Here is a 14,815-nt window from a genome sequence, read left to right as displayed (position 1 = left end):
GCTTCCCGGCTAAACAGCACGGGAAGGGGGACGGGCGATGAATTTCGGAATTCGAATGGCGAGCGTGCTGCTGTCGGCGGCACTGTTCTATGCGCCCGCGGCGGGTGCCAAGGTCATCGACCAGAGCGACATCGGCTTCACCGTGTCGCACACCGCCAAGGTCGCGGCGACGCCCGGCGATGTCTGGAAAATGCTGCGCACCCCCGACAAATGGTGGTCGGCCGACCATAGCTGGTCGGGCGACACCGCCAATTTCTGGCTCGATGCCCAGGCGGGTGGCTGCTTCTGCGAAAAGCTGCCCGGGAAGGACGGCGCGATGGGGAGCGTTCAGCACGCGCGTATCCTCTTTGCTCAGCCCGGGCAGATGATGCGCCTGTCGGGCGCGTTCGGGCCGCTGCAGGGCGAGGCTGCGACCGGCACATTGACGATCCAGATTCAGCCGACCGCCGCGGGCTCGGCGATCCGCTTCGATTATGTCGTCGGCGGCTATATGCGTTTCAAGACCGCCGAGATCGCGCCCGCGGTCGACAGGGTGATCGGCGAGCAGCTCGCCGGGCTCGCCAAGGCGCTCGGCGGCGCGCTGCCGGTGACGGGCGGCAAGGCCGATGTGCCGGACGAAAAGGCGGTGCCCGCGGCCGACGCGCCCGCGAAGGACGAACCCGGCAGCCTCGACGACGCCATGGCCGACCTGCTCAAGGGCGATGCCGCGACCGGCGGCGCGGGCGGAGATTAATCCTTCGGCTTGCCCTGCAGCTTTGCGAGCGCGGCGAACGGGCCGGTCTGCTCTTCGCTGAGCACGCCCTTCTCGGCAAGGATGCGGTCGGCGTCGGGGTGACGCGGAAAGGGATCGAGCGCGAGCGACAGCGTCTGCACCGCGGCCTCGCCCAGATCGACGCGGTCGCCGTCGAGCGGCAATATGTCGCAATCCGCGCTGTCGATCTCGATTTCCTCATCCGCCGCCGCGTCAGGCGCGGCGTCGCGCAGGAAGCGCAGGTCGAACGCCTCGCGGATCGCCCCCGGCACGGGCAGGTCGGTCGCGGCGCACGCCTGCACGACGTCGGCGTCGATCGCTCCTTTCGCCGCGATGCCGCCTGCGACCGCGCCGATCTCGGCTTCGACGGCAAAACGATCGAGCGCGACGAGACCGAGCCGCTTCGCGATCCGTGCGCGCGCGTCCGCATCGGCTACGAGCATAACGCGGCGGCCCCGCGCCGCATCGGCGAGCGTCACGAGATACGGGAACTCGCCGTCGCTCATCCATCTTGTCCGGGAAGCCGGTCGGCGGCGATCAGCGTTTCGACCGGCATCCGCGCGAGCGCGCGGCGCAAGCGCGCAATTTCGGTCGTCACATGGTCGAGCGCGGTGTCGGAGGGCGGGCTTCCGCGCCACAGGTTGCGGACCAGCGCCTGCCGTAGCTCGTCCGATCCGTCGGCGGCGCGATAGGCGCCGAGCCGGCCGCCGAGCGCGCCGACCATCCGGCCGATCTGCTTGCCCACCACCATGTCGCCAAAGCCGATCTGGCGGATCTGCCCGTCCATGTCGGCGACGAACAATTCGGTCAGCTGGACCCCCGCCGCGGCCTGTCCGGGATCGTCGTCGATGCGGTGGAGGACGAGCGACAGGACCAGGCAGACCATGTCGAAGCGCCCGTCGAGCGTGTCGGGCACGCCGCCTTCCCGATACCAGTGCGGTGCGCGGGCGGCGGCGACAACCGCCTGCCACAGCGGACGCCGCACCTCGCGCGGATCGGGGGCGGGGCGAAAGAGTTTGCGAAACGAAATCATGCCCGTTCGCTTAGGCGTATTCGGTGCGGCGGAAAAGGGGCGTGCGAGTCAGCTTCCAGCAAGCATCGGCGCGCCACAAGCGGCTTGTGCGCCGCGTCCGCTTGCGGTTAAGAGGCGCCAGACAAAGCGCAGCCAGCGCCGCCCGCCGCCGGGCGCACTGCGCGACGGAGACCATGATGCCGAATGCCAAGCCCGCCTTTGCCGCCCCTCGCCTGCGCCTTGTCGCGGCCGGCCTGATCGTCGCGCTGGCGGCGAGTGGCTGCACCCAGCTGCGCGGGCGCCAGGGCTATGTCGTCGACCCGACGCTGACGCAGGCGATCACGCCGGGCGTCGACAACCGCGAATCGGTCGAAAAGACGCTCGGTCATCCGACCTTCGTCAGCCAGTTCAGCGACAAGGAATATTATTATCTGTCGCGCGAAACGCGCCAGCTCGCCTTCGCCAAGCCGCGCCCGGTTTCGCAGCGCGTCATGCGCATCCGCTTTGACGCGCAGGGCAATGTCGTCGCGGTCGACAATACCGGGCTCGACCTCGTCAGCCGGATTAGCCCCGAAGGCGACAAGACGCCGACCCTGGGCCGCGACCGCAGCTTCTTCGACGATATCTTCGGCAATATCGGCGCGGTCGGCGCGCCTGGCATGAGCGGCGCGGGCGGCAACACCGGGCCTTAGTTTGGCGTCGCCCCCGCCTTCCCGGGCACAGCTTTGTTATAACTCGTTGGAAATAGCCATTTGAACCTTAGAGCGTCGCGTTATTAATCTGAATCGCGGGGATTCCCTTTGGTGCGGATTTATGATTCACCGTTGTTGGAGGTGGATCATGGGCAAGAGCAGTTCGGTTGATCTTCGGGATCGGATCGTTGGCGAGATAGAGCGAGGAAGTTCGCGCCGTGCAGCGGCGCGTCGCTTTGGGGTGAGCGCGGCGACGGCGGTTCGCCTGGCGCAGCGCAAGGCGCAGACGGGTTCGGTGGCACCTGCGTGTCAGGGCCGTCCGAGGGGGAGCGGTATGCTTGATCGCCATGCCGATGTTCTGATCGGTTGGGTCGAGGCGAATGGAGACATCACGATGCCCGAGTTGGCGGCGCGTCTTCTTGCGGAACGGGGGGTGAAAGCGCACCCGGCATCGCTATCGCGGTTGCTGCTCCGGCACGGTTTTACCGTCAAAAAAAACGCTGCTGGCGAGCGAAACCGATCGCGCTGACGTCGCCCGCGCGCGGCGGGTATGGAGCGGATATCGCCAGCCCTGGATGAAGAAACGGCCCGAAAGGCTGGTGTTCATCGACGAAACCGGGACGACGACGAAGATGACCCGGCTGCGCGGCCGGTCGCGCCGGGGGCAACGGCTGCGGATGACCGCGCCCTTCGGTCATTGGGGAACGCAAACCTTCATCGCCGCGCTGCGTCATGATGGGCTCACCGCGCCTTGGGTGATCGACGCCCCGATGAACCGGCGTCTCTTCGAGACCTATGTCGAAACCCAGCTCGCGCCGACGCTGAGGCCCGGCGACATGGTCATTCTTGACAATCTATCGAGCCACAAGAGCGAGAAGGCCAAGGCCATCCTCAAGGAACGCGGCGCATGGTTCCTCTTCCTGCCGCCCTACAGCCCCGACCTCAATCCCATCGAAATGGCCTTCGCCAAGCTCAAGGCCCATCTGCGAAAAGCCCAGGCTCGAACCATCGAGGCCCTCTGGCAAGCCGTCGGCTCGATCTGCGCACTCTACTCACCAGAAGAATGCCGGAATTACCTCAAGGAAGCTGGATATGTTGCAGATTAAACGCACGACGCTCTAATCGGGAAGATTGCTGGTCGGAATTGATGTCGCATGCAGCCTGATCGAATTGATGACCTCCGTTACCTTGGAATTCGGTGCTCGCGGCGTGCCGATGCGGCGCTGCTTACCCCCATTCAATTGCCTCGATCGGCAACGCCGTCATTCAATGGGCTGGCAACCGCTACGGTCTGCTTAGGTGTTTAGTCCCAGCGTGTGATGGTGTGGCTCCATATTGAAGATATCCGGCTTGGATTTCCAGAGTTCTTCGATGGCCTCATAGGGTGTCTTGAAGCGCAGTGCCTTCAACTGCTTGGCAAAGTTGTAAGCGACCAACCAGTCGCGGACATGGCGGCGCAGCTCGTTGATCGACGTGTAATGGAAAGATTTGACGGTGGCCTCCTTGATGGTGCGCACCATCCTTTCGGCCTGACCGTTGGTCCATGGGTGATAGGGTTTGGTGAGGCGATGCTCGATGCCGTTCTGCTCGCAGACACGGCCGAAGATATGGCCGATCCATCCCAGTGTGCCGCCCTGGTCACGCTGCACGAACTGCACGCCGTTGTCGGTCAGGATGGTGTGGATCCTGTAGGGAACCGTCTTGATCAGCACGCGCAGGAAGGCTGCCGCGGCGAGCTTGGTCGCCCGTCGATAGATGCGGGCGAACACCAGCTTCGAGGTGCGGTCCACCGCGACATAGAGGAATCCTTTGCCGCCTTCGTAGCGCAGTTCGGCGATATCGATGTGGAAATAGCCGATCTCGTACTTCTTGAACTTCTTCGGCTTCTCGCGATCCGCCTTCGGCAATCGGCTGATCCCGTGCCGCTGCAGGCAGCGGTGAAGCGACGAGCGCGTCAGGTTCGGGATCACGTCCTTCAACGCGATGAAGACGTCATCGAGCGGCAGCCGGGCCTGCACCCTGAGCGCCACGATCGCGGCTTCTTCCATCGGCGACAGCACGGTGCTGCGCCGTTCCTTCGGCCCCATCGGCATATCCTCGACCGACTGTCGGCGACGCCACTTGATCACCGTCTTCTCGTTGATCCCGCACCGCTTCGCGAGCTGCGCGACCGGAGCTTGCGATCGCTGTAGCTCCGCTCGAACGGCGTGCGTGGTCTTGGCGCTCCCATGTAAAAGCTGCCCCATAATCCCTCCCGCTGTGACGATAACAAGCTTACACCATCACATGCTGGGACTAAACACCTAGTCCAATGGCGGGAACGGAATCCTGTCGACCGCGCGATGAAGCCCATTTCAGCAAGCTGTTAGTGCTTCCCCCTCATCCATATGAAATGTAGGCCTGCGGGATAGACCCGGATGGACCGGCATGTGTCGCGTCCAAAGATCGTCAAACAGAGGACGCAGGGAAAGGTTCGAATGAAACGTTCTTCAAGAAATTATGTCGAGGGAGAGTCGCCGCGCGAGAGAATAGTCGATGCTGCTCGCAGATTGTTCGGTTCGAAGGGCTTTTATGCGACGACAACGGCGGAATTGGCGGAAGAAGCATCGGTCAGCGTCGGCCAGATATATCGACTCTTTACCGACAAGGACGACGTCATCCTCGCAATAGTAGAAGAAAATGTGCGCGTTCGCCTAGCCGAGATGCACTCGATTTTCGACGCTGTGGAACGGCGCGAGCTTGCGATGTTCGAGGCGATCAAGGCAATCGCTGCCAGTTCGTTGCACAATGAGGATAGCAGCCTGTTCTATGAGATTTTGGCGGAGGCTTGCCGAAATCCGACAGTCGCGGAGCGGTTCGAGACGCAGACCGCCTTTTACCGCGATGGCATACGCCGCCTCGCTGCGCTTGCGCGGCCCGATGTGCCCGCGGCCGAGCTCGACTCCTATGGAGATGTCATGATGGCCTGCTTCATCGGCCTCGGCCATCGCACGGCGATGTCGCCACCCGTCGATGCCGAGGCGACAAGCCACAGCACTGCTTGCCTGATGATGCGCGCGCTCGGTCTAGCGGGACTGGAAAGCGGTCGCGTGCAAGCCCAGCCGTGACGACTCCGAAATGCGCGCAAGGCCGTAAGCGGGGAAGGACCCATCGTGACATCGGTGACGGTGAAGCTTTTAGACCGCAGCCCTGACTTGCGGCGAGTATAAGCGATGATGCCGCTGGATTCAGCTGAGCAGCGGCTATCATCGGGTGATTGAGCTGTGTCCGCTGGGATCTGCCCTTTAAAGACCGGAAGCGCGAGGCGTATGATCGCAGCACAGACGCTGACCAGAATTGAATTTACTGCTTGACCAGAGAAACGGGGTTGCCTATTGGAAATTGGAATGAGCGCTCATTCCATAATGTGCTCCGGAGAGATAATGGGAACCAGCGCATTCATTCCCCTGTGGAAGCCGGCACGGTCGCTCGCGATCATGGGGTTCTCCGCAGCATTGTTTTTTCCGTTCGGTTTGACGGGCCCGTTTGCGCTATTTCTCCCTACCCTAGGCGCCGGGTCCCGCCACCTGCCAGCCGGTATTCCCTGAACCGGCTACCATTGTCCACTGGTCGAAGCCCTTCGGGTCGCGTCGCGCCGGCTGGCAGGACCAATGAAAGCATCGTCCGTCGAGGCGAACGCCGCGAAAGGCTGGTATGATGACCTTGGAAACACCAACGAGTGGCGGTCGGCGACCCATCCTTCGTCTCCGGGGCTGGCAGGACGAGCCGAACGGGGAAAACGAGCGGACCTCGGAGGACACAAGCGCGGAGCACCCTCGGCTGCGCCTGAAGAAGAGCGGATCAATCAACCGCAACTGAGCTGTATGTTCGGAAGAATAAAAGGAAGCACATGGACAACCTATCGTCGTCAGTCGTGCGGACACTTGGCGGATTGGCGCTCGCGTCTGCTGTTCTCCTGTCAGCCTGCGATAGCGGCACGACAAACGCGAGCAACACAACCAACGTCGCGAAACCGATCGCTCCCGCAAAGCTGCCACCGGCAATCGAGAAAAGTATGACCTATCGCTGCCAGGACAACGGCATAGTCTCGGTGGATTTCCTGAATGACGGTCTAACGGCCACGCTCCGAACAGATGGCAATCTTGCCCAACTCAAGGCGACTGAAACAGGCGGACCGTTCCAAGGCGGCGGAGTGACCATGACAGTAGACGCAAGCGGGATCACCCTGACCGGGCCTGGAAAGAAAATCAGACAGTGCAAATGACGAGACGCGCATGTAGAGGATGCGCGGGAGAGACGATGGTCGTGCCTATGGACTGCCCGCGATGACTGGTCCGGTTGCATAGTTAGTTGGAGATCGCCTCCGATGCCAGCCTTGGCGGGAGGCGGAGCGCAGCGGAGCCGAGCGGCCAGGCTGGCATTTTGATCGTTTCGGGTGCTGGTGGTCGATAGACCGATCTGACGGCAAGCCTGTTCCATTTTTTCAGCTTCCCCCGTCTGCCCGGCGGAAGACGTTTCCCATCCACCACCAAGAGCGAGAAAAAGGCGGACACGGTCTGCGGCGATCGTGGCATTGGAGACGGCCAGAGCGGCTTCGGCACTGGCAAGGCTTCGCTCGGCATCCAGCAGTTCAAGACTGGACGTCAACCCACCCCGCGTCATCCGCGACTGAAGAGCCGCAGCCTTGCGGCTTTCATCCAGCCCGACCTTAAGCTTCGCATTCTCTTCAAGATCGCGGGCATAAGTGCCAAGCGCGGTCTCTGCTTCGCGGAGCGCTGACAGCACGCTGCCGTCGAAGCGCGCGAGCGCGGCCCGCGCTGTCGCGTCCCATTGTGCTATGCGCGCGCGCGCGACGCTGCGATTGGGAAAACTCCAGGAGATCAGCGGACCGACACTGAACCGGAATGCCGAGCTGTCGACGAGCCCTTCAACGCTTCGCGACGTCGTGCCAAGCGAGCCTCCAAGGCTGACGCTGGGATAGAGGTCGGCGGTTGCGATCCCGACCCGGGCGGTTGCAGCGGCGAGTGCGCGCTCCGCTTCGCGGATATCGGGCCTGCGACGGATGAGGGCGGCGCCGTCGCCGATGGGCAGCGATTGCCGGACTGTAGGGATGACAGCGCATTCATCGAGCTGTGCCGGATAATCTCCAGGCGCCCGGCCGAGCAGGACGGCGAGGCTGTAAAGGGCAGCATTGCGGCTGCTTTCAAGCGGGGGCACGGCGGCTTCCAGTTGTGCAAGGATGGCCCGCGACCGGGTTGCGTCGAGCGGTGTGTAGAGGCCTGCACGCATCCCGCGCTCGGTAAGCGCCAGGCTCCGCCGTTGAAGATCGACCGAGCGGGTCGCGACCGCAATTCGCGCGCCGGCAGCGCACGCATCGCTGTACGCGCCGACGACATTTGCGGCCACGGTGATCCGCGCCAGATCATAAGCCGCCGACTGTGCGTCGGCGTCAGCCTGGGCGGCCTCGATGGTCCGCCTGATGCGGCCGACTACGTCGAGCTCGTAAGAGATGCCGATTCCGGCATCGAGCGTGGCATGCATGCCGGCCGGTGAGCCAATGCCGAGATTGGAGGTTTCCCCCACGGAAGCAACGCCGTCCAGCGAGGTCTTCACATCGGCTCGTGCCCGCGCTTCGTTCACCACGGCGCGCATCCGCTCAAGGTTGGCGGCGACGACCCGAAGATCGGTATTGACCTTGAGCGCCTCCTCGACCAGTTCATCAAGCTGCGGATCGGCATAGAGTTGCCACCAGTGCGCCGGCAGGGGGGCGGGCGAATAGGCTGGGGAGCGCCCTTCCTTGAAGCCGGTGGGCGTCTCTCCGACGTGAGCGGGAAGGGCGGGTGCTCTGTATTCAGGTCCGACCGCTGTACAGCCGGCGATGAGGCTGGCCGATACAAGCACGGCCAGCGCGTGAAACCGGATCGCTCTCACGACCGGCTGCCCCCTCCGATCAACAGGGCATCCTCCGCGCCCTCGACCGTCACGGTGACCGTGCGCCCGGCGATAAGATCGATCCCTGTCGGAACCTTGTCGATCGCAATGCGAACGGGGACACGCTGGGCGAGGCGGACCCAGCTGAAGGTGGGGTTGACATTGGCGAGAAGGCTCCCCGCAGCGGTGGTCCGCTCGCGGTCGTCGATACCGGCGGAGCGGCCCTCGACATGCCCCGAGAGGGGCTGGTCCTCGCCCATCACGCGAATCGTGACAGGTGCGCCCGGATGGATGTGGGAGAGCTTGGTCTCCTCGAAATAGCCCGCGACATAATAGCTGTCGGAGTCGACCAGCGCCATCACCGGCTGGCCGGCGGTTGCATAAGCGCCAGGGCGCAGCGAGAAATTGGTGACGATGCCGTTGACGGGCGCGCGGACGGCAGATCGTTCAAGATTGATACGCGCGAGGTCGCGGTCGGCGAGCGCCTGCGTATAACGCGCGCGCGCTTCCTCGGCCTGCGAACGTCGTTCGTCGCGCTGCTGGTCTGACACGATATCTCCGAGCTGCCGATAGCGTCTGTTCTCCCGCTCGGCCGCATCGAGTGTCGCACGCGTCACCGCGACGGCCGCCTCCGTCTGGGCCAGGGCATTGCGAAGACGCACACGATCGATGGTGAAGAGCAACTCGCCTTTGCGGACCACCTGATTGTCCCTGACATGCACCTCCTCAACCCGGCCGGACACATCGGCGGCCAGCGGCACTACGTCGGCGCGTATCTTTCCGTCCCGGGTCTGCGGCGCATAGGTATAGTAGGTGTAGAGATGCCAGAGCACGAGCGCGGCAAGGGCGGCGGCGAGAATGGTCAGTACCGGCTTGAGAAGGCGGAGTAGCGTGGCGCGGTTTAATGCTATCATCGATTTTCAACCATGGGTGAGCCCACGCAGCGCGAGGAAGGCCGCGCCGGTGAGGATGAGGAAGAGGGCGGTATCGAAGAGCGGACGCTGCCATATGGCCCGATAGAAACCGACGGTCTCAAGGAGGCGAGACAGCAGGATCCGGAGTATAAAAGCGACGGCCATGCAGAACAGCAACGGCGAGAAGAACACGCCGGCGAGGTTGATCTCACCGATCACGACGCGGGGATCCATGCCGGCGCGCGCTCGAACAGCGCAATGCGCAGTCCGGCAAGCGAACGGATCGCCTGGGTCACCGGACTGCTTTTCTGGCTGTCTCGTCGGGGCCACAGCTGGTTGAGCGCCTCGTCGACCAGGGCAAGCAGGCGGGGTGATGGCTGCGCTGCATCGAACTCCCTGCGAAACTGCTCGAGTACTCCCACGGTTGCGTCCCGCACCGCGGGATCAAGCATGGTCCCGATGATCCGTAGGTCGGCAATATTGACGCCGACGCGCAAGCGCGCGAGCAGCGCAGCGCTGCGCTCCACCTGGCCGCTTGCGGCAAGCCGCATGGTCATCCCGGCAATGCGATCGAGAGCCCGCTGCATATAAAGGTCGCGAGCGCGCCGGGTCGCCGAATGGCTGAGGCGGGCAATCTCCTGTGCTTCCCTCCGCAGGAAACGATGCACCTGATGCGAGACGCCCCATTGGCGGAACAAGCCCGCGCCCAGGAAGGCGACATACATGCCGATCAGGCTCGCGAAGCCGACCTCGAGGAAGAAGGCAAAATCGTACGGCATATAGTGACCTTGCAGGTTGATGTTGCTGAGGCCGAAGGCAAGGACGAGAACGCCCATCGGGTTTGCCGCCGCCCACATGCCGATCGGAAGCATGAACAGGCCCATGACGATCAGGAATGTCGGAAAATCGTTGGTCAGGGGAAGCAGTCCATAGGCGAGAATGGCGGCAAGGAAGAGTGAAAGGACCGCAAAGCGGCCGAACGCGGCTATGGCCTTGCCCGGTTCATCGCCCCCTCCGAAGAAGGCCACCGCGACGGTTCCCATCAGCACCGCATTAGGTCCCTGGTGCCATCCGGTGGCCAGCCACAGGCCGGAGAGCAGAATATAGGCTACGAAAATGCCGGCGGCTGAGCGCGCTGCATGATCGACATCGGACGCCAGCGGGAATGCTGCCGTCCGCCGAACCTGACCCGCGAGCTCCTGATCGAGCTCGGCCCCGCCCTCAAACGCCCTGTCGATTCGGCAGATCTCGCTCCAGAGCGTCAAGAGATCCATGAGCATGTCGGCGAGGGCATCATGGACCAGTTGCTGCCAGGGTCGTTCACGCCCGGCCTCTAGCGGAAGGCTGCGCACGCCATCGGCCAGGCGCGCAGAAGGCATTGCTCCGGTTCGGAAAGTATCGCGCGCCTCGGCAAGATATGGTGCAAGCGCGGCGCGGTCCGCCTGCGTCAGTCCCGCTATGCGAGCGGCGATCGCGGAAAGGAGCGGCACCATGCTCAGCAAACGCTGTTGGATGGCGAGGACGTGGCGCAGTTCGCCGCGGTCGACGGTCGGATCGTAGCGCAACCAGACCACCATCTGTGACAGGGCGGTGACGTCCGAGAGGATCTTCAGACGGTCATGTGCTTCCTGTGCGCCCGTTTCGCGGCCATCGACCACATCATTCGCCCAGCGTTCCATGTCGGGCAGCCAGCGACGCAGGTTTGAGCGCATCAAGCCGCCAAGTGATCGAGGCGCTACGACACTGTCGACTAATGTGGTCGCGAGCACGCCGAGACTGATCTCGGTGACGCGTGCGACAACCGTGTCGAACATCGTCTCGGGATGGTCCACGCCGGCAACGGCGACCAGCATCAGCGTCACCGCGAAGAGCTGGAACCCATAAGCCCGCGGGGTCCGATCGAGGAATGATACGCCAAAGGCGATCGTCGCAACGATGCCTGACGAGATGATCAGCAGGAGCGGTACGCTGGCGAAAAGCGCCACCATGCCGAGTGTCACGATGCCGGCGCCCAGGGTGCCGGCGAAGCGATAGACCGCCTTGGAGCGGATCGCGCCTGTGGCGGGGTTCATCAGCACGCAGCAGGTGACAAGCGCCCAATAGGGCTGCGGGAGCCCGATCCGGACCGCTACCGCGAAGGCCAGCATCGCCGCGATGAACAGCTTGACCGAGAACAGTATCTGATCGGACGTGACTTTCACCGGTTGACGCGCTCCGCCTGCAGGAACGCGCCGATCCGTCCCTCGAACAGTCGCAGGACGCGCGTGGCGGTCTCGATGTCCTCGACCGGTAGATCGCCGAGCAGCGCCTCGCGCAAATCTGCGACAGCCGCTTCCATCTTTCCAGCAAGACACTGTCCCTTGGGAAGAATGTGAACGGTATTAACGCGCCGATCCTCGGCCGACGCACGTCGCTCAAGCAGGCCAGCCGCTTCCGCCTGGTCCAGAATCCGCACCATTGCGCCGGGATTAACGCCCACTTCCTCGGCGAGGACATTTTGCCTGATCCCCGCGTCGCCGCCGCGCGAAGCCAGGATGACAGCAGTGGTGAGCGAACTGGGCAGCCCGAGCTCCGCAAGGACCATCATGACCGCCTGCACCCAGGAGCGCCTGATCGGCTGCAGAGTGTTGGTGAGCGCGAACAGCGCGGCCGCAGCGGGGCTACCAGAGGTTACTGACATGGCGCGAGCATTAGCACTCTCGGCGATTTATTCAATCGGCAATAGTTGCTTTAGCAAACGTATGTGGCCTGCCCATTAACTCAGGCCGCCGGGTACGACCGTCGCGATCCGCCGACGCGCCTCCGCGGTCATGGCGCCCTGCGCCAACACAACCTCCGCATCACGCAATGGTAGCCGGATGTGCACGCACCGCTTCAGAAGGAGGGTACCAGGAACGGCTGCATATCACTTCACATCGTCGAGTATTGCGTGCCGACGGCTGTCAATGGGCACCGAAGTTTCCGCAGAAGTGGGCGGTTAAAATTCCCTATGTTGGTGGTTGCGGGGTTTTGGTGATCAGCCGTGAGCTGGATCTTGATTTCCTTTCATTGACGGGCGGCCGCGCCGCTTTGGCGTTGGCGGATTGAACGCGGTGCCGCTGCGCAGGTTTTCGGGCACGAGCGCGGCATGTTCACGCATGCGGTAGCTGGAGCCCTCGATCTGGATGACGACGGCGTGATGGAGGAGCCTGTCGAGCAGCGCGGTCGCGACGACGGGATCGCCGAAGACCTCGCCCCATTCGGCGAAGCCGCGATTGGATGTCAGGATCATGGCGCCCTTTTCGTATCGGGCGTTGACGAGCTGGAAGAACAGGTTGGCGCCGCCCGGCGTGACCGGCAGATATCCGATTTCGTCAACAACGAGCAGCGATGCCCTGGTGAGGAAGCGGATCTTCTCCCGGAGCGTGCCTTCGCGCTCAGCCTTGGCGAGCTGCGCGATCAGATCGGCGAGCGGGATGAAGTAGACCGCTTTGCCGGCACGGACAGCCTCGACCGCCAGTGCTGTGGCAATGTGGCTTTTTCCGGTCCCGGGCGGTCCGAGCAGGTGGACGACCTCGGCGCGTTCGATGAAGTCGAGCCCCGCCAGTGCCAGGATGCGATTCCTGTCGAGCGAGGGCTGGAACGAGAAGTCGTAGCCGGCCAACGTCTTGACCACAGGCAGCCGCGCCATGCGCAGGGCCGCCTTGATCCGGCGGTTCTCGCGCAGTGACAGCTCTTCGCCCAGCAACTCGTCGAGCGCCTCGATGCCGTCGATCTGGCCCTGCTCGATGCGCCGCAAGGTCGCATCAAGGATTTCGAGCGCTCTGGGCATCTTGAGGCTCACGAGACTCCGGCGGATCGAGTCCACGCGCGCAGAAGGAGCCGCGCCGTTCATGGCCGCCCCTCCATTGCCAGGCTCGCGCCGATTGCCTCGTAAATCGCCAGCGAGCGCAGCGGCACATGATCGCCGATCCGACCGATCATCATCGTCGGCCGATCGGGCGTGCGCGCTTGCGGCCGCCCGGTGCGATGGCGCCGGTCGATGCGATATTGTCGGCGCCCTTCAAGTACGGGATGCTCGGCAACCACGATACTGCGGTCGATGATGCGGATCAGGTCCGGCAGCTGCTCGATCTCGACGACCCGACGTGTCCGGCCGGGCACGCTGTAGTAGTTTCCACCAACCGCCACGAGCCCGTCATGGCTGACCCGCCTCTCAAGCTTCAACACCGCATTGAAGCGGTGCTCAGGCAGGCGCTGCAGTTCGTCCTGTTCTTCGGCAAAGGCTTCAGCGACCACGCGCTGGGTCGTGCCATGGACCCGTGCATTGGCGACCGTGTCGAGCCAGACGATGAGCTGGGCATTGAGGTCCTCCATGGTGCGGAAGGATCGCCCCAGGAAGAAGTCCTCACGGATGTAACGGAACGGCCGCTCGACTTTCCCTTTGGTCTTGGCGCGATAGGGCCGGCACGCCCTCGGCTGGAAGCGGTAATGCTTCGCCAGCGCCAGCAGCGAGCTGTTGTAAACGATATGACCCTGGTCATCTTCGCCGGTCACTGCCGTCTTCATTCGATCATAGAGGATCTCGATCGGCGCGCCGTCCATCGCCTCGAACGCCTGCATATGGCAGCGCAGCAGCGTCTGCAGATCCTGGTGCAACACATAGCGGGCGAACAGAAAGCGCGAGTAGCCCAGCACCATGCTGAACAGCCAGACGATGCGCGCCACGCCAGGCTCGTCGGTAAACTCAACAACGAAGCGCGCGAAGTCGACCTGGCCTTGGACGCCCGCCCTGGTCTCGAAGCGGACCTCGTAAGGTCTGACATCATGTTCGGGCCGGATCGCCGCCAGATAGCGCTTCACCGCCGTGTAGGCGCCCATGTAGCCCATTTCCCGGATCTCGCGGGTCAGGCGCGACGCCGTCAGGTCGGGGAACGCTTTTACGCGCTCGCGCAGGAACTCCATGTACGGGGCGATCTTACAGGGCCGCCCTATTCTCCGTGGGCCGTAGTCCGGCGCTTCCACACCGCGCTCGATATACTTGCGAACAGTCTTGGGATCGCGGCCTGTGCGGCGGGCAATCGCAGTTACCGACAGCCCCTGCCGGTGCAGCTCCAATATCATCATGGCTTCTCCAAGTCGGATCATCGGCGTCGCCTCCTGTCGGGAGACCTTCTCGCGCCAATTTTGGCGTTCCCCAATGCGCCGGGGTTAACCCCGGCGCATTGGGGAACCAGCTCCAACAATCAGGGAATTTTCAATGCCCACTTTCGCGGAGAATTACACGCCCACTGACAGACGGCTGACTGAAATGAGAGATGAGGCGATGGGCTGTCTTGACTGCCTTTCCTGGAAGGTTTACTCGTTCGATGTTGGAGTGAGGGCTCATTCCAACGAGAAATGAGGGAGGGTCGTGAAGTGGAAGGAGCCTTCGGCCAATTTCCGAATGCGTCGCGTGCTCAGGATGAATCTGCTCGCCGATTGTTCTTGCAGCCATTGTCCTTGGCAGGCGAAGGTTCCTGTGAGGCCTACCTCC

General features: G+C 63.3%; 14 protein-coding genes. 4 read left to right on the top strand and 10 right to left on the bottom strand.

The genetic code is table 11. The annotated features are described in order from the left end of the window. Nucleotides 1–37: 37 nt before the first annotated feature. Entirely contained in the window at nt 38–733 is a 696-nt protein-coding gene (locus CHB69_RS10855; protein WP_089216027.1) for an SRPBCC family protein, read from the top strand. Here the strand turns inward: CHB69_RS10855 and CHB69_RS10850 are convergent. Both CHB69_RS10850 and CHB69_RS10845 read right to left on the bottom strand, forming a co-directional pair. After that, nucleotides 730–1,257 (bottom strand): YceD family protein, encoded by a 528-nt coding sequence (locus tag CHB69_RS10850; RefSeq protein ID WP_089216026.1) that lies wholly within the window; start codon nt 1,255–1,257, stop codon nt 730–732. The genes CHB69_RS10855 and CHB69_RS10850 overlap by 4 nt on opposite strands. Beyond that, the gene (locus CHB69_RS10845) at nt 1,254–1,784 is read right to left on the bottom strand and encodes a ubiquinol-cytochrome C chaperone family protein (RefSeq protein ID WP_089216025.1); all 531 of its coding nucleotides are present in this window, start codon (nt 1,782–1,784) and stop codon (nt 1,254–1,256) included. The genes CHB69_RS10850 and CHB69_RS10845 overlap by 4 nt, the downstream gene beginning before the upstream one ends. A 176-nt stretch (nt 1,785–1,960) precedes the next feature. On the opposite strand from CHB69_RS10845, the gene CHB69_RS10840 reads away from it, so the two are divergent. Continuing rightward, the gene (locus CHB69_RS10840) at nt 1,961–2,455 is read left to right on the top strand and encodes an outer membrane protein assembly factor BamE (protein WP_089216130.1); all 495 of its coding nucleotides are present in this window, start codon (nt 1,961–1,963) and stop codon (nt 2,453–2,455) included. Nucleotides 2,456–2,603: 148 nt separating this feature from the next. Next, nucleotides 2,604–3,561 (top strand): IS630 family transposase gene (locus CHB69_RS10835; protein ID WP_394357128.1). Its coding sequence is split into 2 segments (ribosomal slippage): nt 2,604–2,945 and nt 2,947–3,561, totalling 957 coding nucleotides; the frame shifts between segments, so codons are not numbered across the junction. Between the two features lie 189 nt (nt 3,562–3,750). On the opposite strand, the gene CHB69_RS10830 is transcribed toward CHB69_RS10835, so the two are convergent. Beyond that, nucleotides 3,751–4,701: an IS481 family transposase gene (locus CHB69_RS10830; RefSeq protein WP_089216024.1), complete on the bottom strand. Its 951-nt coding sequence runs from the start codon at nt 4,699–4,701 to the stop codon at nt 3,751–3,753. Nucleotides 4,702–4,932: 231 nt separating this feature from the next. Between CHB69_RS10830 and CHB69_RS10825 the strand changes: the two genes are divergently transcribed. Then, nucleotides 4,933–5,562: a TetR/AcrR family transcriptional regulator gene (locus tag CHB69_RS10825; RefSeq protein WP_081997339.1), complete on the top strand. Its 630-nt coding sequence runs from the start codon at nt 4,933–4,935 to the stop codon at nt 5,560–5,562. 952 nt (nt 5,563–6,514) lie between these two features. Here CHB69_RS10825 and CHB69_RS10820 read toward each other — a convergent pair. The 7 genes from CHB69_RS10820 to istA form a co-directional block, all read right to left on the bottom strand. After that, the gene (locus CHB69_RS10820) at nt 6,515–8,386 is read right to left on the bottom strand and encodes an efflux transporter outer membrane subunit (RefSeq protein ID WP_089216022.1); all 1,872 of its coding nucleotides are present in this window, start codon (nt 8,384–8,386) and stop codon (nt 6,515–6,517) included. Then, nucleotides 8,383–9,300, bottom strand: a complete 918-nt coding sequence (locus tag CHB69_RS10815) for an efflux RND transporter periplasmic adaptor subunit (RefSeq protein WP_089216021.1) — start codon at nt 9,298–9,300, stop codon at nt 8,383–8,385. Before CHB69_RS10815 ends, CHB69_RS10820 begins: the two co-directional genes overlap by 4 nt. A gap of 6 nt (nt 9,301–9,306) precedes the next feature. After that, nucleotides 9,307–9,534 (bottom strand): DUF1656 domain-containing protein, encoded by a 228-nt coding sequence (locus CHB69_RS10810; RefSeq protein ID WP_245836712.1) that lies wholly within the window; start codon nt 9,532–9,534, stop codon nt 9,307–9,309. Beyond that, nucleotides 9,516–11,501, bottom strand: coding sequence for an FUSC family protein (locus CHB69_RS10805; protein ID WP_089216020.1), 1,986 nt, complete (start codon nt 11,499–11,501; stop codon nt 9,516–9,518). The genes CHB69_RS10810 and CHB69_RS10805 overlap by 19 nt, the downstream gene beginning before the upstream one ends. Then, the gene (locus tag CHB69_RS10800) at nt 11,498–11,980 is read right to left on the bottom strand and encodes a MarR family winged helix-turn-helix transcriptional regulator (RefSeq protein ID WP_170935521.1); all 483 of its coding nucleotides are present in this window, start codon (nt 11,978–11,980) and stop codon (nt 11,498–11,500) included. The genes CHB69_RS10805 and CHB69_RS10800 overlap by 4 nt, the downstream gene beginning before the upstream one ends. Nucleotides 11,981–12,316: 336 nt before the next feature. Next, complete coding sequence (gene istB / locus CHB69_RS10795; RefSeq protein WP_089216019.1) at nt 12,317–13,174, bottom strand: IS21-like element helper ATPase IstB; 858 nt, start codon at nt 13,172–13,174, stop codon at nt 12,317–12,319. Beyond that, a complete protein-coding gene (gene istA, locus CHB69_RS10790; protein ID WP_089216018.1) occupies nt 13,171–14,427 on the bottom strand; it encodes an IS21 family transposase in 1,257 nt (418 codons plus the stop codon). Before istA ends, istB begins: the two co-directional genes overlap by 4 nt. Nucleotides 14,428–14,815: the final 388 nt, after the last annotated feature.

The organism is Sphingopyxis indica (assembly GCF_900188185.1).
GTDB lineage: Bacteria > Pseudomonadota > Alphaproteobacteria > Sphingomonadales > Sphingomonadaceae > Sphingopyxis > Sphingopyxis indica.
The sequence above is the reverse complement of the archived record's forward strand: the minus strand, read 5'-3'. Positions and strand labels throughout refer to the sequence as shown.

Bases quoted from the DNA above. Each gene is read 5' to 3' on its own strand.
- istB (WP_089216019.1), bottom strand. From the start codon at position 13,174: ATGAACGGCGCGGCTCCTTCTGCGCGCGTGGACTCGATCCGCCGGAGT.
- CHB69_RS10810 (WP_245836712.1), bottom strand. From the start codon at position 9,534: ATGGATCCCCGCGTCGTGATCGGTGAGATCAACCTCGCCGGCGTGTTC.
- CHB69_RS10800 (WP_170935521.1), bottom strand. From the start codon at position 11,980: ATGTCAGTAACCTCTGGTAGCCCCGCTGCGGCCGCGCTGTTCGCGCTC.
- CHB69_RS10845 (WP_089216025.1), bottom strand. From the start codon at position 1,784: ATGATTTCGTTTCGCAAACTCTTTCGCCCCGCCCCCGATCCGCGCGAG.
- CHB69_RS10855 (WP_089216027.1), top strand. From the start codon at position 38: ATGAATTTCGGAATTCGAATGGCGAGCGTGCTGCTGTCGGCGGCACTG.
- CHB69_RS10815 (WP_089216021.1), bottom strand. From the start codon at position 9,300: ATGATAGCATTAAACCGCGCCACGCTACTCCGCCTTCTCAAGCCGGTA.
- istA (WP_089216018.1), bottom strand. From the start codon at position 14,427: ATGATCCGACTTGGAGAAGCCATGATGATATTGGAGCTGCACCGGCAG.
- CHB69_RS10825 (WP_081997339.1), top strand. From the start codon at position 4,933: ATGAAACGTTCTTCAAGAAATTATGTCGAGGGAGAGTCGCCGCGCGAG.
- CHB69_RS10840 (WP_089216130.1), top strand. From the start codon at position 1,961: ATGCCGAATGCCAAGCCCGCCTTTGCCGCCCCTCGCCTGCGCCTTGTC.
- CHB69_RS10850 (WP_089216026.1), bottom strand. From the start codon at position 1,257: ATGAGCGACGGCGAGTTCCCGTATCTCGTGACGCTCGCCGATGCGGCG.
- CHB69_RS10830 (WP_089216024.1), bottom strand. From the start codon at position 4,701: ATGGGGCAGCTTTTACATGGGAGCGCCAAGACCACGCACGCCGTTCGA.